The sequence below is a fragment of the Maribacter cobaltidurans genome (genome assembly GCF_002269385.1).
Taxonomy (GTDB): Bacteria; Bacteroidota; Bacteroidia; order Flavobacteriales; family Flavobacteriaceae; genus Maribacter; species Maribacter cobaltidurans.
Map to the genome: position 1 here is coordinate 402,196 of NZ_CP022957.1, position 17,933 is coordinate 420,128.

The 17,933-nt window shown below is 41.1% G+C and carries 17 protein-coding genes; 9 read left to right on the forward strand and 8 right to left on the reverse strand.

The window, feature by feature from the left end:
- Positions 1-148: 148 nt before the first annotated feature.
- Both CJ263_RS01705 and CJ263_RS01710 read right to left on the reverse strand, forming a co-directional pair.
- Positions 149-2,647 carry an ABC transporter permease gene (locus tag CJ263_RS01705; RefSeq protein ID WP_094995674.1) on the reverse strand — a complete coding sequence of 833 codons (2,499 nt, stop codon included), beginning with the start codon at positions 2,645-2,647 and terminating at the stop codon, positions 149-151.
- Positions 2,648-2,694: 47 nt separating this feature from the next.
- Positions 2,695-3,384, reverse strand: coding sequence for an ABC transporter ATP-binding protein (locus CJ263_RS01710; protein WP_094999060.1), 690 nt, complete (start codon positions 3,382-3,384; stop codon positions 2,695-2,697).
- Between the two features lie 58 nt (positions 3,385-3,442).
- On the opposite strand from CJ263_RS01710, the gene CJ263_RS01715 reads away from it, so the two are divergent.
- Complete coding sequence (locus tag CJ263_RS01715) at positions 3,443-4,168, forward strand: arylesterase (RefSeq protein WP_094995675.1); 726 nt, start codon at positions 3,443-3,445, stop codon at positions 4,166-4,168.
- Here CJ263_RS01715 and CJ263_RS01720 read toward each other — a convergent pair.
- The gene (locus CJ263_RS01720) at positions 4,165-4,401 is read right to left on the reverse strand and encodes a hypothetical protein (RefSeq protein WP_158657049.1); all 237 of its coding nucleotides are present in this window, start codon (positions 4,399-4,401) and stop codon (positions 4,165-4,167) included. The two genes, CJ263_RS01715 and CJ263_RS01720, sit on opposite strands and share 4 nt — an antisense overlap.
- 154 nt (positions 4,402-4,555) lie before the next feature.
- Here CJ263_RS01720 and CJ263_RS20855 point away from each other — a divergent pair, with 154 nt between their 5' ends.
- Positions 4,556-4,702, forward strand: coding sequence for a hypothetical protein (locus CJ263_RS20855; RefSeq protein WP_158657050.1), 147 nt, complete (start codon positions 4,556-4,558; stop codon positions 4,700-4,702).
- A gap of 29 nt (positions 4,703-4,731) precedes the next feature.
- Here CJ263_RS20855 and CJ263_RS01725 read toward each other — a convergent pair whose 3' ends face one another.
- Positions 4,732-4,971: a hypothetical protein gene (locus CJ263_RS01725; RefSeq protein ID WP_094995677.1), complete on the reverse strand. Its 240-nt coding sequence runs from the start codon at positions 4,969-4,971 to the stop codon at positions 4,732-4,734.
- 182 nt (positions 4,972-5,153) lie between these two features.
- Positions 5,154-5,834 carry a peptidoglycan DD-metalloendopeptidase family protein gene (locus CJ263_RS01730; protein ID WP_094995678.1) on the reverse strand — a complete coding sequence of 227 codons (681 nt, stop codon included), beginning with the start codon at positions 5,832-5,834 and terminating at the stop codon, positions 5,154-5,156.
- 101 nt (positions 5,835-5,935) lie between these two features.
- Between CJ263_RS01730 and msrA the strand changes: the two genes are divergently transcribed.
- From msrA to CJ263_RS01755, 5 genes are all read left to right on the forward strand, one after another.
- Entirely contained in the window at positions 5,936-6,634 is a 699-nt protein-coding gene (gene msrA / locus CJ263_RS01735) for a peptide-methionine (S)-S-oxide reductase MsrA (RefSeq protein ID WP_094995679.1), read from the forward strand.
- 58 nt (positions 6,635-6,692) lie between these two features.
- Positions 6,693-9,197, forward strand: coding sequence for a TonB-dependent receptor plug domain-containing protein (locus CJ263_RS01740; protein WP_158657051.1), 2,505 nt, complete (start codon positions 6,693-6,695; stop codon positions 9,195-9,197).
- A gap of 70 nt (positions 9,198-9,267) precedes the next feature.
- On the forward strand, positions 9,268-10,647 hold the full coding sequence (locus CJ263_RS01745) for a 3-keto-disaccharide hydrolase (protein WP_094995681.1): 1,380 nt from the start codon (positions 9,268-9,270) through the stop codon (positions 10,645-10,647).
- Positions 10,648-10,650: 3 nt separating this feature from the next.
- Positions 10,651-11,979 carry a Gfo/Idh/MocA family oxidoreductase gene (locus CJ263_RS01750; protein ID WP_094995682.1) on the forward strand — a complete coding sequence of 443 codons (1,329 nt, stop codon included), beginning with the start codon at positions 10,651-10,653 and terminating at the stop codon, positions 11,977-11,979.
- A 207-nt stretch (positions 11,980-12,186) separates the two neighbouring features.
- Entirely contained in the window at positions 12,187-13,725 is a 1,539-nt protein-coding gene (locus CJ263_RS01755) for a 3-keto-disaccharide hydrolase (RefSeq protein WP_188669411.1), read from the forward strand.
- Positions 13,726-13,749: 24 nt separating this feature from the next.
- Here the strand turns inward: CJ263_RS01755 and CJ263_RS01760 are convergent, their stop codons facing one another.
- The 3 genes from CJ263_RS01760 to CJ263_RS01770 are packed head-to-tail and all read right to left on the reverse strand — an operon-like array spanning position 13,750 to position 16,277.
- Entirely contained in the window at positions 13,750-15,192 is a 1,443-nt protein-coding gene (locus CJ263_RS01760; RefSeq protein ID WP_094995684.1) for a hypothetical protein, read from the reverse strand.
- A complete protein-coding gene (locus CJ263_RS01765; protein ID WP_094995685.1) occupies positions 15,164-15,751 on the reverse strand; it encodes a hypothetical protein in 588 nt (195 codons plus the stop codon). The genes CJ263_RS01760 and CJ263_RS01765 overlap by 29 nt, the downstream gene beginning before the upstream one ends.
- On the reverse strand, positions 15,735-16,277 hold the full coding sequence (locus CJ263_RS01770) for an RNA polymerase sigma factor (protein WP_094995686.1): 543 nt from the start codon (positions 16,275-16,277) through the stop codon (positions 15,735-15,737). The genes CJ263_RS01765 and CJ263_RS01770 overlap by 17 nt, the downstream gene beginning before the upstream one ends.
- A gap of 106 nt (positions 16,278-16,383) precedes the next feature.
- Here CJ263_RS01770 and CJ263_RS01775 point away from each other — a divergent pair, with 106 nt between their 5' ends.
- Together CJ263_RS01775 and CJ263_RS01780 are read left to right on the forward strand one after the other, a co-directional pair.
- A complete protein-coding gene (locus CJ263_RS01775) occupies positions 16,384-17,292 on the forward strand; it encodes an aldose epimerase family protein (RefSeq protein ID WP_094995687.1) in 909 nt (302 codons plus the stop codon).
- Positions 17,293-17,324: 32 nt separating this feature from the next.
- Positions 17,325-17,888: a DUF2911 domain-containing protein gene (locus tag CJ263_RS01780; RefSeq protein ID WP_094995688.1), complete on the forward strand. Its 564-nt coding sequence runs from the start codon at positions 17,325-17,327 to the stop codon at positions 17,886-17,888.
- Positions 17,889-17,933 lie beyond the last annotated feature (45 nt).

Below are 17,933 nucleotides of genomic sequence, written 5' to 3' on the forward strand. Positions count from 1 at the left end.
TCGGTTATTGGCCTTTTGATGGATTAAGTGTACAAAATGCTCGCCAAACGTAATTGAAACAAAAAACAGCTTATCGATAAAACCGTTCCTTGAACGACCATTTTTTCAATATAGATTAGACTTCTAGGTCTAAAAGTGAGTAAAAAGACTAGTTATTTTCCTTTCTTAGAACCTGTAGAGGCGGACTCTTTAGCACAGAAATATTATTGGAAAGACCAATGACCAGTACCAAAAAGGTTATACCGGGAAGTACGATCAAAAAGGGTACCCAAGAAGGAACAAAGGGTGTCTCAAATATAAAATAAGCCAATAACTGACTTCCAATTAGGGATAACAGTACACCAATACCGCTACCAAGGATTCCTAAATACAAATACTCCAATGCCGTAATTTTAAGAATTTGGTTACTTTTCGCCCCAATGGTCCTTAAGAGTACACTTTCCCGAATACGCTGATATTTACTGTTTCGTACCGAACCAATAAGCACAATTACTCCGGTAAGAATGCTAAAAAAAGCCATAAAGCTTACCACCCAAGATATCTTGTCCAGAATACTTTCTATAAGCGCTAGGACTTGTCGCAAATCCAATATGGAAACATTGGGGAATTTCTTTACCAATTCGCGCTGTAAACTTGCCGAAGTCGATTTGTCCGGAGCATTCGTTGTAATGACATGGAACTGTGGTGCGTTTTCTAAGACCCCTGTTGGAAATACAATTGAAAAATTAAGTTGCATTCTTCCCCAATCCACCTCACGGATACTTCCAACCACCGTTTTCATAAGCATTCCCTGTACATTGAAAAGCAGCGTATCACCCACAACAACCTGGGCATCCCGGGCTACATTGTCTGACAAAGAAATGGGAACCGGACCATTCTCCGGTACTTTGGAATTGAACTCACCTGATACCAATTTTTCTGACCCTATTAGAGAATCCCTATAAGTGACCCGAAATTCATGGTTTAGTATCCATTTATTAATACTTGTAGTGGTATCCAAACGAATTTCATTGACACTACGATCCTTTATACGCTCCATGCGCATGGTAATTATCGGAATATTGTCCAAAATTGGTAACCCCTTGGGCTCAATAGTATTGATTATATCCTGCTTTTGTCCGGTCTGTACATCGAACATAATAATATTGGGACTCTTTTCATTGGCTTCTATAACGGCCTTGGCCAGCAAAAAATCCTTTGTAAAATATAAGGTACTGATCAAGAAAGTTCCTATTCCAATGGCAAGAATTAAAACCGCGGTTTGATTATTGGGACGGAATAGGTTCAACAAACTCTGTCTCGATGTAAAATTCCAAGATTTTGGAAAATACTTTTTGACCAAGCGCATGAACAGTACGGAAACCCCTGCTAGGATTGAAAATGTAACCAATATCCCAAGGACAAAGCCTAGGGCATATTTGAAACTGTTCAACAGCCACAAAGCAAATAAAAAGACAAACAGGACAATAGCGAGAACCACCCAAAGCTGGGCTTTTCTAGATTTTGTACCCAAATTGTCCTGAACCCTTAATACTTGTAAGGGCGATACGAACCAGGTATTCAATAGTGGTGAAAGTGCAAAAAGTACGGACATTAAAACACCTAAAATCAAACCAACGGCGATTGCCGCATAAGATGTAGATATTTCAACTTCAAAAGGCAAAAATTCCTGTAAAATCAATGGAAAAGTTTGCTGTAGCAATAATCCGATAACGGTGCCTATAAAACCTCCTAACAGTCCCATTCCCGCAATTTGTATCAAATAAATCAAAAAGGTCTGTTTTCTGGTAGCTCCCAAACATTTTAAAACCGCTACCGACCTCAATTTTTCTTTGATGTAAATATGGACCGAACTTGCAATACCAACACAGCCAAGTAACAAGGCAATAAAGGCTACAAGGTTTAAAAATCTGCCTACATTGTCATACCTTCTTCCCAGCCTTTGGCTTGTTGTGGTGTGCGTATCCAAATCGGCATTCTGTTCATCCAATAAGGGATCTACCTCCTTATCAAGCTGTTCCAAATCTGCATCCGGTGATTTAAAATAGTAGGCGTATTCCAATCTGCTTCCCTTTTGTAAAAGTCCGCTAGGCCCCATAAATTCAAATGGAACCATTATTGGAGGTGCAACTGAGGTCCCAATTCCTGTGCTTCCGGGAGCGGTAATCAAAGACCCAACAATAGGAAATGTTATGTTGCCCAATTTCACGCTATCCCCTACTTTTAAATCGAATTGTAACATGGCAGTAGCGTCTACCAATGCTCCTCCTTTTTCTTGATAGGTAGAAGCGGCATCAATGGGTTCTGTTTCCAACTCCCCATAAAAGGGAAAATTACCTTCTACCCCCCTAACCTGTACCAATTTTGTCTCTCCGCTTTTTACGAAAGCGGCCATTGAGGCGAACTTAACTTCCTTGGCCCCCGGTCCTCCCAGGGAATCCATGATTTCCACCACTCGTTCATTGGCAGGTTCATTACTATCGATTAAGAAATCGGCTCCCATCAAAGCCTTGGATTGTCCACCGATGTTTTCCTTCAAGTTCTGACTGAAAGACTGTATGGAAACTACAGCGGCAATGCCCAAAATAATACTACCCATAAACAATAAAAGCCGTTTGCCACTGGCCTTACCATCACGCCAAGCCATTTTAAGCAACCATGAAAATGGAGTTTTGGAAGTCGTATCTAAACTACTCAAGCTAATGTTTTGGTTTGGTTGGAAATAATTTTACCTCCTTTCAAACGAATTATTCGTTGGGTCAATTGAGCCAGATCTAAATCATGGGTAACAATGACCAAAGTAGTTCCCATTTCTTTGTTTAGCTCGAACAAAAGTTGAATTACCTTCTCGCCCGTTTCTTCGTCCAAGTTACCTGTGGGCTCATCGGCGAATAAAATATCCGGGGTTGTTGAAAATGCCCTTGCAAGTGCAACGCGCTGTTGTTCCCCACCTGACAATTGAGAAGGATAGTGATCATATCTATCGCCAAGACCAACCTTTTCCAACAAATTCTTGGCCACTTGGCCCGCATTGGGGTTGCCCTGCAACTCCAATGGTACACTAACATTCTCTAGGGCAGTAAGGGTCGGCAATAATTGAAAATCCTGAAAAATGAAACCCACCTTTTGGTTTCTCAACAAGGCCAATTGATCCTCGTTCAATTGATTAAGTTTCGTTCCACAGAGTTCAATATTACCTTCATCTATATGGTCCAATCCCGCACATAATCCCAAAAGAGTCGTTTTACCACTTCCGGAAGGGCCTACAATGGAAAAGGTTTCCCCTGCTTCAATGTCAAATGAAATACCATCCAAAACAGTTAAATCCCTGGACCCGCTCCTATAAGTTTTCCTAAGATTGCTTACGTTTAATATCTTTGCCATAAATCGTTTGGTACAAGCTAACAAAGTAAGCAAATGATTTCTACTTTTAGAAGAAACCATGAAGTACAAAGTATTAAAGTTTAGTTATTTTTTGGCCTTTTTCCTCCTCTTAGGCTGTGGAGAAGATCCAAAACAGTCAAAAAGCGGCTCAGAAAATTCTGAAGTTCCAGCAGAGAGTAAAGAAGAAAAGAAAATAACCGATGACCAAGTAATTCTTTTTTTTGGAAATAGCCTTACTGCTGCCTACGGACTGGAAACCGAACAAGGATTTCCCAACCTAATCCAAAAACGGATAGATTCGCTAGGTCTGAATTATAAGGTTATCAACTCTGGACTTAGTGGTGAGACTACTTCTGGAGGGCTTAATAGATTGGATTGGGTTCTAAACCAGGACGTAGATATTTTTGTTTTGGAATTGGGTGCCAATGATGGACTTAGAGGTATCCCTTTGGGAAAAACAAAGGAAAACCTTCAAAAAATCATTGATGCCGTTCTAGAAAAAAATAAAAACACGACCATCATTCTTGCTGGAATGCAGATTCCTCCCAATATGGGTCTGGATTACACAGCGGAATTTAGGAACATGTACCCGGACTTGGCCAAGAATAACGATATTCATATAATTCCTTTCCTTCTAGATGGTGTGGCCGGAGAGCCAGATTTAAATCTTGAAGATGGCATACATCCAACCGCGGAAGGTCAAAAAATAGTTGCGGAAAATGTATGGGACATACTAGGACCGTTAGTAGTTCAAAAAAATGAAGGCGAAATGATAATGGATTAGGCCAATTTTTTACTTTTTTTCTCCACAGTAAAGGATAAGGCTCTTTTTATCCTAGAATGTTTTAAAACAAAAATACCTGTTATCGCAGGGAGCTTTTCACCCAAATTAGTTTGGTCCATGGGTTCAGTAATGGGCATTGAAATGGTGCTTACCTTAACTTCAATTTCCGGCTTCTGAGCTTGGGCAAAGGCCCCCGTGCAGACAACAAGCATTAACAAAAGAATAGTTTTCATTGATAGGTAGATTTGGTCTGTATATAACTCTAGCATTGTCTATTTAAAATTTAAGATTCGACAAACGGTCAATTTTTTCCGATGAAATTCAAATTTTTCGATGAACAACATAGCTCTATAAGTTAATTCCTACAAAATATTTTTAATTTCATCGATGTTTTTACGCATTTCATCGATAAAAATAATTATTTCCTACAGGGAATCTGGGGTAGACAATCAGTATATAGTATTTATTTATGGTAAGACCAATCCCGAGGGCACGATTCAATGGATAGCCCTAAACCTGCCAAGCGGCAGGTAAGGGTCCACCCGAGGGGATAATATCTTAGGTTAAGCCATCTTTGGACTGTTTCTTTTGGTAGCAAAGGAAAGTTCCTTTTTAATTCTGGAACCTTTGAACTTGTATAACCTGGCTACTTCTTGCGTCTTTTCGGTCTTAATTGTAGGCTGTTGTGTCTGTGTAACAATACCCGTAGTAATAGTCTCTATTTTTACCAAATCAGTATTCTCTTGTGCGCTTGCCGCGGTTCCGATGAAAAGGATAAAGAAGATGGTTGCTATTGTTTTCATGACTTGCGTTTGTTACATTATTATAACTTCGGCAAGCGTATTTGAGGGGGTGGAGATTCGATGAACAACAACCGTTTCTCGTTATCCGGCATCGATTCGGATAAAGTGTGAATTTACCTCGATGAACGTTCAAGGGGTCAAAAACAGGTCAACGGAAAAAGTATGTTTTTGGTCGATGTATATCACCCTATTTTTAGCAACAAATTGGGATCCGGACAGTTTTTTTTATAAAAATCCAAGTGGAGCTTGGAACAAACACCGGGATAATCGCCCATGTTCCCTTGTAAATCCTTAATAATTTGAAAGTGTAGATGCGGGGCATAGTTGACATTAATATCCGGAGTACCCAAAGTGGCCAATACGTCACCACGGGAAAAAGACTTTCCTACGGTTAAGCCGTTCAAGGACTCCAAGCTCAAATGACCATATAGGGTATAAAGTATTGAATTATTAAAATGGTGTTCCAAAATAATGGTAGGACCATAATCCCCTATTACATTGTTGTTCTTAAAACTATGGACTTTTCCATCCAAAGGAACCATTACCTTGGTTCCGGCGGGTGCCCAATAATCGATTCCTAAATGGATGTTCCTTGACTGGTCAACACTATTGAAACTACCTTTATCGTCATATAAATTTCTTTTTTCCAGATAGCCCCCATAAGCAACTAGACCTTTCTGCGCTTTCAAAACGGACTCTATATAGGATTGGCATTCCGATGGGTTCGTAATATCCAGTTGCTTCAAATCAGGATTTTCAACCGATAGATTTAATGGAACATAGCTAATTATAGGCAAGGAGTTGTCCAATATAGGAATAGCCTTTTCTGAATAGGAAATAAGTAATGTCTCCAAGGTGTTCATTCTTCAAAAATAAAACGTTGACTCTTTTCATTAACATTTTTTAACCTTTTCTAGGGTAAGTACTTTGTATTTTTCCCACTAACTATATAAAACCAATGTTCATGAAATATACAAAACACCTCTTATTGGTATTGGTCGCATTATTGGCCACGAGTTGCCAGTCCAAAACAAAACAGGACAAAACCTCCGAAAATTCTTCCAAGAAAATGGAAAAACCTGAAGAGATTGAAAAATTAAGTCCACAAGACCTAAGCAAATATGAAACAGCCTATTTTGCAAGTGGCTGCTTTTGGTGCGTGGAGGCCATTTTTGAAAGTGTAAAAGGCGTTAAGGAAGTAATATCAGGCTATGCCGGGGGAACGGAGAAAAACCCCACTTATGAAATGGTAGGACGTGGACAGACTTCGCATGCAGAAGCTGTGGAAGTATATTATGACCCTAAGGTCATCTCCTTTGTAGAGTTAGTCCAAGTATTTTTTGGGTCCCACGACCCTACCACGTTAAATCGACAAGGTCCGGATCGGGGAACACAGTACCGTTCCATTGCGTTTTACAAAAATGATGAGCAAAAGAAAATTATAGAGAGTTATATTCAAGCCTTAAGAAATCAAAATGTTTATAACGGCGCACCCATAACTACGGAGGTGACACCCTTTACCAAATTCTACGAGGCCGAGGATTATCACCAAGACTATGAAAGAAAACATCCGAACAACTCCTATATTAGAAATGTATCCATTCCTAGGCTAAATCGGTTTAAGGCCAATTTCGGGGATTATTTAAAAGAAGAAGCTCATTAAAGATTTTCCTTACATTACAAAAAATTTTTAGTATTTTAAAGGACGTAAACCCTTCGTTATGAAAAAATTGCGTCCTTTCCTCTTTTTGGCCTGTCTCTGTATGATGGGGCTCATTTCCTTCGATACTCCCGTACAGGAAAGTGTACAGATCAAGAACATCCTAGGGAAGCTCCTGCTCTACAGCAAGAACGAAAGGCCGGAGAAAACCTATCTGCAGACGGACAAGGACTTCTATACCAACGGGGAGACCATATGGTTCAAGACCTATCTCGTGGACGGCATAGACCACAGGGCCAGTGACAAGAGCAAGGTCGTATATGTGGAGCTCATAGATTCCCAAGGAAACGTCCTGGAGCGAAGAAAACAGTACGTCGGCAATCTGGGCGCAGAGGGAGAAATACAGCTGGACCAAAAACTCGAACAAGGGGAATACACCCTAAGGGCCTATACCAAATATATGCTCAACGAGGAGGAGCCCGTATTCTTCGAGAAGAAAATCCCTATTTGGATGCAACAAATGACCAAGGGCGATGTCGCCGGGATTCCACAGAACAGCACTAATGCAAGAGTAACGGACGTAGTCGACGAAAAGGAAGGGGTTTCGAAGACCAAGGTCCGATTCTTCCCCGAAGGGGGGCAGCTGGTCACCGGCATGAGCTCCAAACTAGGGCTGGAGGTCATCGATGGACAAGGGAACGGACTGGCCTTACAGGGAACCATCGTGGACCAGGACGGCAACGTGGCCGCGAATTTCAACAGCGGGGAATTCGGCCTGGGCGTGGTCAACCTTAAACCACTCCCCGGAAAGACCTATTATGCCAGGTTGAACGGGGAGTCGAACGGCAATGAGTTTGAACTGCCAAGGTCCATGGAAGAAGGGTATCTGCTCAACGTTACGGACCGGGGGGAGTATATCCTGGTACAGCTGGCCACCAACCTATCGGACGGACTGCAGGGAGCACTTTTACTGGGCCACCTAAGGGGCGAGGTCTTCCTGAAACAGGTCGTGAACGGTTACGGGACGAAGGAACATGCCGTAAAAATATATCCGGATCAGCTTAAGGAAGGAGTGGCACAGTTCACCCTCTTCACGGCCAAGGGAGAGCCCGTAAGCGAACGGCTCTTCTTCGTGGAAAATCCCGATCAGCGCGCATCGCTTTCCATGGATACGGACAGGAAAAGCTACGGAACAAGGGACCGGGTACAAGTGGACCTGGCCCTTGCAGATTCCGAAGGAAATGCTTTGGAAGGTGAGTTCTCCATGAGCGTGGTTTCCAATAACGCCCTCTCCTCCGAATATTCCGGAGATATACGCAGTTGGCTCTTGCTCGACTCCGATGTAGGGGCCACCGTTCCCGATGCCGGGTATTTTTTCAGGGATGCCTCCCAGGACAGAAAACAGCTTTTGGACGCCCTTATGCTCACCCACGGGTGGAGAAGGTTCACTTGGCCCGAGCTACTAAACCAGAAAACAAGCAAGAAGCTTCGGTTCCCCCCGGAAAAGGGCATTACCATTAGCGGAAGGACCGTCAACTATTATAACAATAACAAATTCGGGAGAAGCCTGGCCAGCCTTACCCTGATGGGCGAGGATCTGGTCTACGACAAGGACTCTACCGACAACAACGGAAGGTTCAGCTTCGGTAATTTTTACTTCCAGGACAGTGTGGACGCCATTTTGCAGGCCGAGGGGTTCGGTAAAAGACCCAAGGCCCTGGACATTCTACTGGACGCCCCCTACCCGGAAAATATGCCCGCACCCAGAAAAATACAATATCGGGAAACGCGCCACGTGGAACCCAACAACGACTACATGGCCAATGCCTACAGGCAAAAGGTGGCGGACTTTACCTTCGATCCCGACAAGGTGACCCTACTCGACGAGGCCACGGTTACAGGGGTAAAAACAAATCCAAGAGATGTTCGAAATAGAATATTAACCGAGCAAATGGATGCAGAAATGACAACAGGACTTTTTTCGGACCGTATTCATGCGGACTCCATCCAAGGAACTCAAACTTTATCTGCAATGGATTTACTTCGATATTCAAGATATTCTTTCAAAAGGGGAATTACTTCAGTAAATGCTGGGACAGGTGCATTATACCTAGTAGATGGTGTAGTTGCAGGCCCAGATTTTGTAAGTTCGATGAGAGCTAATGAAATTCAATTTGTGGATATCGTCACTGGTCCAGATGCCACGTTATGGGGTTCCAGGGGTGCAGGCGGAGTTATCGCCTTCTATACCAAAAAGGGAATTTATTTGGGGGATGAGACGAAGGATGTTCCCGGTATCATCAATACCAAAATTGTTGGTTTCAACAAGGTAAGGGAATTCTATACCCCTAATTATTCAGTGGACAGAAAAGAACATGAAAAGCCCGATTACCGCTCTACCCTATTCTGGGAGCCCAACATAATGCTAAAAAAGGAAGGCGACAACAAACTAGAATTCTTTACCGGGGACAGCCCTGGCAAATACCTCATAAAAATGGAAGGGCTTACGAACGATGGCATTCCCGTAAGCCATACCGTAGAAATTGAAGTGGATTCATCCAACTAAAAAACATTAAAAATTACTATCTTCAAGCGTCTTTAACAAGACGCTTTTTTTATAAACCAATTTAATAACAATGATTAAACAAAAATTTAAGTTTTCCGTACTATTCATTTGTACTTTCCTTTTTATATCCTGCAAACAGGAACCTGCCGATGATACTCCATGGATATCCCTTTTTGATGGGGAATCTTTAAATGGATGGACTCAAAAAGGAGGAAAGGCCAATTACACCGTTCGTGATAATAGTATTGTGGGGAGTACCGTACATGACACCCCCAACTCTTTTATGACCACGGACAAAACTTACGGTGACTTTATCATGGAGCTGGATTATAAGGTAGACGCTACCATGAATTCAGGGATTCAGATACGGAGTAACAGTTACCCACATTATATGGACGGGCGAGTTCATGGCTATCAAATTGAGATAGATCCCTCGGATAGGGCATGGAGCGCCGGTATTTATGATGAGGCAAGAAGGGGATGGCTGAACCCCATGACCGAAAATCCAGAAGCACAAAAAGCATTTAAACAAAATGACTGGAACCATTATAGAATTGAGGCCATTGGAGATACCATTAAAACATGGATCAATGGAGTACCTGCCGCTCACCTCATCGATGATAAAACCCCAGAAGGTTTTATTGCGCTGCAGGTACACAGTATTGGAAATGACCAACAAGAGGGTACTGAAATTATTTGGAAAAATATCAAAATATTGACCGACAGTCTTTCGAAGTATTCCATGGAAACCCCTGTGCCTCCTAGTATCACTAAAAACGCCCTAGGCGTAGACGAGCAAAAAAACGGATGGCAAATGCTTTGGGATGGTAAAACTACAGATGGATGGCGTGGGGCCCGTTTGGACGAATTCCCGGAAAAGGGCTGGGAAATTAAGGATGGTGTCTTGACCGTACTTTCCTCAGGGGGTGAAGAATCCGCCGCAGGTGGTGACATTGTTACCAAAGAAACCTATGGTGATTTTGAATTAAAGGTGGATTTTAAACTTACCGAAGGAGCCAATAGTGGTATCAAATACTATGTGGATACGGACCTCAACAAAGGCCCAGGTTCCTCCATTGGTCTTGAATATCAAATATTGGATGATCAAAGGCATCCGGATGCCAAATTGGGCAACCATGAAGGTAGTAGAACGGTTTCCTCACTTTACGATTTAATCAAAGCGGACGAGGACAAACCCATTAATCCAATCGGAGAATGGAATACCGCCCACATTATTTCTAAGGATGGACACGTGGAGCATTGGCTAAACGGTATGAAAGTATTGGAATATGAAAGAGGAAGCGATGAATACAAAAAACTAGTTTCCGAAAGTAAGTACGTGACCTGGCCCAACTTTGGGGAAGCCGAAAAAGGTCATATACTGCTGCAGGACCATGGCGACCGAGTTTCATTTAAAAACATCAAGATTAAACCGATTACTAAAGAATAGGCAATGACAACAAGAAGAAACTTTATAAAGAAAACAACGGCTGGTACAGCGGCCGTAACCCTGGGCGGTTTAGTATTACCTTCCTCCTCGTATGCCAATATCTTAGGCGCCAATGATCAGATAAATTGTGCCGTGATAGGAGTAAGAAGTAGGGCTAAGGCACACGTAAAGGCCATAAACGAAGATCCAAATGCAAAAATATTATACAGTTGCGATGTAGATGATGTAATCCTAGAGGAACACAATGCTTGGTGCCAAGAAAATATAGGTTATATCCCTAAGGTTGAAAAGGACTTTAGAAAAATGCTCGAGGACAAGAAGATCGATGCCGTCTTTATTGCAACTCCGGAACATTGGCATGCACCTATGGCAATTATGGCCCTCCAAGCCGGTAAACATGTTTATGTGGAAAAACCCTGTAGCCATAATCCGTATGAAAATGAACTTCTGGTGGCGGCACAAAGGAAATACGGTAAAAAGGTACAAATGGGAAACCAACAACGCTCTGCCAAAACCTCCATTAGTGCCATTAAAGATATTAGGGAAGGAATCATTGGGAATGTTTATAAAGGTGAAGCCTATTATTCAAATAACCGTGGTAGTATAGGTAAGGGCAACGTTATCGAAGTTCCTAAAACACTGGACTGGGAATTATGGCAAGGACCAGCTTTGCGTGAAAAATATAAGGATAATGTGCATCCTTATAATTGGCATTGGTTCAGAAATTGGGGAACGGGCGAAATCCATAACAACGGTACGCACGAAATTGATATATGTCGCTGGGCACTTGGAGTCGACCTGCCCAACAGCGTTACCTCCTTTGGTGGAAAGTATACGTACGATGATGATTGGGAATTTGTGGACAACCAGCAGGTCACCTATACTTTTGACAATGATAAATTTATCACTTGGACGGGGCACAGTCGCGGAATCATGAAACCAGAAAGACCCGGCAGGGGAATAACCATTTATGGCAGTAAAGGCTCTATCATGTTAGACCGTAATTTTTATCAGTTATACGATCTTCAGGGCAACCTGATCAAAGAAGAAAAAGAAGGTGGTTCCAGTGAAACGACCAACACTAGAGGGGAAGGATCTCTAGACGTTAACCACGTAGGTAACTTCTTCAAAGCCATAAGAGAAGACGAAAGCCTTCACTCCGACATTAAGGATGCAAGCATATCCACCATGCTCTGCCATTTGGGAAATATGGCACAAGATGCTGGTGAGACACTAAAAATAGACAACACCACTGGAAAAGTATTGAACAATGAAATGGCCATGAAGTTTTGGAAAAGAGAATATGCTCCAGGTTGGGAGCCCAAGTTATAGCGAAAAAGCAGCTCCTAATTTTTATGTCCCATTATTTAATGGTTGTTTCCTATAATAAAGTTCCCAGTTTTGATTTGGAGTTACCCCAAAAACACTATTCATTCTATGGGTATTCTTTAATAGTCCGAAAGAATAAGTTTATAAAAATCTATTAATATCGGGTACCTAAATATCAACTGATAAATCGAATTACACTAATCGTTCATGATGAAAACTAAAACTATAGTCTTTTTTATTGCACTTACTATTTCTGCCATACCTGTCATAGGGCAAACAACATTAATTGAAGGTTTATCTTTTTCTTCTATTCAAGGGGAAATGAGTAAAAAAGATACGACTGTTTTAAACACTGATTTCAGTAAAAAACTGAAGGTGTCTGTCACTGGCAATGATGCTTCTTCTTTCAAATCAACATTAAGCGAATTAAAAAAAGGGGAAACTTTATTGATCACTTGGTATGAACCAGAAAAAACTTTTAAAGGTATTGCTACTGCTAATGTCAAGGTTACAAACGGCAAGAAAACCCTTTTAAACACTAAAGTAAGGGGCATTAGCACCATTGGGCTTGAAGGGGAAAATGAACCTGCCCTTTCAACCGTTTTACAGGCTTTCGGTATAGACACCAATTTAGGATGGACTTCGCTAGCCAACCACACCAAACCTGAAAAATCAGGTGAGGAGTTAGCGCCTTGTCTTTTCAAAAAAAATGGTAATGCCGATGTTAAAATAACACCAATTGCAAGATATAGCCCAGCTTTCGAGTTGTCTTTCGGATTCTACATTAATTCCCAGGATGGCCCTGAACTTCACCAAGTAGGGGTTTTAAGTGGTAGCGATGCTTTTCACGAGCATCAAAACCTCATGCCTGCTATGGCACATGGGAAAACCGATTTCAATCCAGGTGATGCCACGTTTGGTATTTATACGATAAGTGACACACATAACAGTTTTCAGGAAGATGGATGGAACCAATTGCTTTATCCAGAACATGCAGGCCATGCTGCCCGCATTTACCCCGTAAAAAAAGCTGGTAAAGTTATTTCGAATAGCTATTTGGTATGCTTTGAAGAAGCCTCAAATGGTGATTACCAAGACTATGTCTTTCTGTTAGAAAACGTTGAGCCAGTATATTTGGACACCATGTTCACTGACTTGTTCGCCAACGATAATCTTTCCGACTCTTGGTACAAATTCATTGAAAGTAAAGGTAAAAACAACGACCCTGATAACATTTTTACGTTGAAGGATGGTATTTTACACGTTACGGGACAAGAAATGGGCTATATAATGACCAACAAGGTTTATAAAAATTATCATTTTTCGGTGGAATTTAAATGGGGTGAAAAACGTTGGCCTCCTCGGGAAAATGTGAAGCGCGATAGCGGCATTTGTTATCACATTCCAGAATATGCGCCAGATCAAGTATGGCCTTGGTCCGTGGAGTGTCAAATACAGGAAGGGGATACTGGTGATTTTTGGTTATTAGGCTATAGCACGATTGAAGTTGATGGAAAGCAAAACCTACCTAAAATGTATTCCAATGTCGTGAAGAAAACCGATAATGAAAAGCCCCGAGGCGAATGGAATACCGTAGAAGTGATTACCTATAATGGCATTTGTGTACACCGTGTAAATGGTGTGGTAGTCAACTATGGTAGGACTTCTAACTTGTTCAAGGGTAAAATACTGTTGCAAAGTGAATTGGCTGAATTGGATTACCGCAACGTGAAAATCAGGGAATTTTAAAGAAAGGAGGAACTATCTTATAAATTATTCAACAACGGTCACTTCACTATAATCCGAAGTAATTACAATAGAGCGATTATCAGCTTCGCCCCTAGTATACCCCTTTAGTATTGTGGTGTTTCCATTTTTTGTCTCATTAAGTTTTAAACTTTTGGGTAAAGCCATATCGGATGCAGTTCCCTTAATGTATATTTTAGTAGCCGCAGTAGGTAACTTAAAATTAAGTTCGGCATTTTTTAAGGAAACATCCATCTCCTCAAAATCATTGTCAATAGATAGAATTTTTAAGGGACCAAAGTCATTCTTAATAAATGCCTTTTTCATTAAATTATCTATGGTTACATCAGAGGAGTTGGCCTGTAATTGTAAAGTGTGAACCTCGCTCAACGCTATATCTTTGGAATAGTTCGTCTTTAATTGACCATAATTCCAGTTGCGAACGTTTACTGGAGAATACGATACGGACACTTGGGTTTCATCCCCATCTATGGTAGTAGCCCAAAGGCTTGAATGCGACAAAGTCGCATTCAAGTTCCTTGTATTTTCGGCCAATTTCACTTCTCCATGCCTTACATTCATTTTAATCTTGGTAGATTTTGGCATTTTAATCTTAATGGTCTTTTTGATTTTATAGTTTTTGTTTTCCCCATCGGTAGAGAAATAAAATATATTGGGGCCTTCATGTTTCTCCCTAAGCTCCATCATTTCCCGTCTTACTTCTTTTTGGGCCTCCCTTGCTTCTTGCATGGCTTCCCGGCTTTCCATTCTTTTCTCTATCATTTCTTCGCGCTTTTTCTCCATTTCCTCCCTCCTTTTATCCTGCTCCTCTAAACGCTTCTCCATTTCCTTACCGCGTTCTTCCATGCGCTTGGCCCATTCTTCCAGCTTTTTCTGATGCTTTTCATCAAAACTCTTTTTAAATTCCTCTTGCCATTTCTTCATGTACTTTTCCCCATCCTTTTGATAAGCCTTGTAGTCAAACTTAAAGCCATCGGTTAACGGTAACGGTGGCATGGGGGGCATTTCGACGATTTCAGGGAAAGGAGCGATTTCTGGAATTTCAACAACGAACGGGGCAATTTCCGGAATTTCAATATCCAGGTCACCAAATTCAAACTCAAAATCCTGCGATCCAAAAAGTCCAAATTTCTTTGAGGTAGACGTGATTTCAATTCTTGAGCTATTACCCAGAATTTTAATGGGGTCGTTTTCAAAATATTTTTCTACTTCATCTTTTTCTGCCCCTTCCAACTCCACCGTAGCGACAATCTCTACGACATCCTTGTCCCATGTTTCAAACTCAATATCCGCATAACTGGTATTGATGTCCAAAACCGCATCCTTATTTACATTAAAGCTTTCCTTATAGGTCTTACTTTCCTTCTGACCAAAGACGCCAAATATGCTGATTAAAAATCCTATAGCAATGATGAGTTGCTTAGATACTATTTTCGGTGATCTGTTCATTTTTTGATGATTTTAATTGATTTAACTTCTTTTTTAACTTCTGTAATAACTGTAATCTTAATTGTAGGTTTTCTATGAGGGCGGATATTGTCTGATCATTAGGACCCAATTCATTGAGTTCTCCATTAAGGCGGTCATACTCGGTATTGAGCTCTGAAAGTTGCTCCATAAAACTATCTACTAGTTCTTTGTTGGATTCTGAAATATCCAATTGTGATAGCTCCATGTTTATATTGGCCACATAATAGTTCTCCACTTTTTTTAAATCCGGGGAAAGGTCTCCAAACGAAAAGCTTTTATTCTTATCATCGGGGTCACCCTTATCTACAATGGTTGCAGGAATGTCATCCTTGGTATCAAATTGAAAATAGGCCATTAGCCCTACCCCCACTAGAAGAATAATGGAAGCGGCAATTTTCCATGTATTCCATTTAGACGGACGCTCCTGAGGCAGTGTTTCCTCCAATTTGGACAAAAAGCGCTCTTCGTGACCTTGTTTCATTTTAAAATTTTGTTGTTCGCGTTCCTTGTCGAACATTTTTTTAAGATCCTGTGCCATATCCCTTTAATTTTAATAACTCCTTTAATTGACCTTTACCCCTTAAAAGTCTTGTCCTACATGCCGTTTCAGAAATTTTCAATACCTCAGAAATTTCTTGGTGGTCAAATCCCTCAACCAAATACATCATGACCACATATTTATATTTGTCGGACAACTGTTCAATGGCGGTCTTTACCTCATCAATTTCTATATGTTCCTCAACCGTCCAATCATCTTCTTCTACACATCTCATATAGCTCTCATCCAAGCTGATATTTTGTTCATTCCTTGATTTCAAAAAATCGATGCACTTGTTCACTACGATTCTCTTCAACCAAGCCCCAAAAGTGACCTCGCCCTTATACTGATGCATCTTTTGAAACGCTTTTATGAAAGCTTCCTGCAACACATCCTCCGCATCATCTGCATTTTTTAAAAAACGCATGGCCACACAATACATTCCATCACAATATTGCCTGTACAATTTTAACTGTGCAGAACGGTCATTGGCTTTACATTTTTCTAGAATGTCAGCTTGAAACATGGGTCGGTTTGATGTTTGTTTTAGTGCTTGTTATCTTAAGGACGAAAGAAAAAAAGGGATGTTGCAAAAAACTGCTATTTTTACGAATCTTTTTTAAATTTTTCGCTTGAAACAAGTTACGATTTCCAACGATTATATGACGCTAATGGTTTTAGACTATGGCGCCACCATCCAAAAACTATTGGTAAAAGGAAAGGATGGCAACTATACTAATGTTGTCGTAGGCTACAATCATCCAAGTAGGTATAGGTTGGACGATAATTGTCTGGGGGCCTGTATGGGAAGGTACGCCGGACGCATCTCCAATGGAAGTTTTGTTTTGGACCGTGAAAAATTTTTGTTGTACCAAGAGGACGGCGTCCATTTACATGGGGGCAAGGAAGGTTTTCATCAAAAATACTGGAATATTGAGGAGGTATCCTACGCAGATGAGCCCATGGTAAAACTTTCTTACCGGAGCAAGCATTTGGAAGAAGGATATCCCGGAAACCTCACCGTAAACGTTACCTATAGACTGGTAAACAATGCACTTCAAATCGTACATGAGGCGGTAACGGACCGAAGCACCGTTATAAATCTAACCAATCACTCCTATTTTAAATTGGACGATAGCCCTTACATAGATGCCTATGAACTAACGCTTAATTGTCCCTATGTATTGGAAACCGATGAAAATCTGCTGCCCACGGGAAATATTGTTCCTGTACGAAAAACCAATTACGATTTTCTGTTACCCAAGGAGATAGGTATTCAACGTTTGGACACGCCTTTTGTAAAGGATATGGGAAATGAAAAAGTAGCGGAGCTACAATCCTTCAAATCCGGCATTACCATGAACGTATTTACCAACCAACCTGCCGTTGTGGTTTACACTCCTTTGGATTTCCCTGGCATTTGTTTTGAAACGCAAAATTATCCAGATGCCCCCAATCAACCGGACTTCCCCAATAGTGTATTAAAACCTGGTGAAACCTATAACAACATTACTATCTTTAAGTTTGATTTAGTACCTTAGAATTACTGAATGTATTAAGCTACTTAGTATCCATGAAAGTATTGAAAAGATTGGTTATCATTCTATTGGTATTGTTTGGCCTCTTTTATTTTGTAGGCCTGCCCTATTTAAGAAATCAAACCAAAAAATACAGTCCAGAAAGGACCAGTTCATATACCCTAAAAGGAACCGACCTTGAGGTGCATTACTCCAGTCCCTCCAAAAAGGGAAGAAATATTTTTGGGGATTTAGTACCCTTCAATAAAGTATGGCGGACTGGTGCCAACGAACCAACGACCTTCACCACAACTGAACCCATTGATATTATAGACAAACCTTTATCCGCCGGAACCTATTCCTTATGGACCATTCCAAATAAGGATAGTTGGCAAGTCATTTTCAACAAGGAAGTCCCAGATTGGGGAGTTACCTTCTTTGGGGATGGTACCCAGACTACAAGAGATGCCGCTGAAGATGTTGTACGCGTCGAGGTTCCCTCTAGAGTTACTCCAGAATCCGTTGAAGATTTTACTATTGACTTTACGAACGAGGATCAGCTCTATTTGAGTCTTTCATGGGACAATACTTTGGTAAACGTTCCGATAAACAAGAAATGAACCCTATAAAAGAAAGGCCATCGCACCTGTAGACAAAAGTTTTGG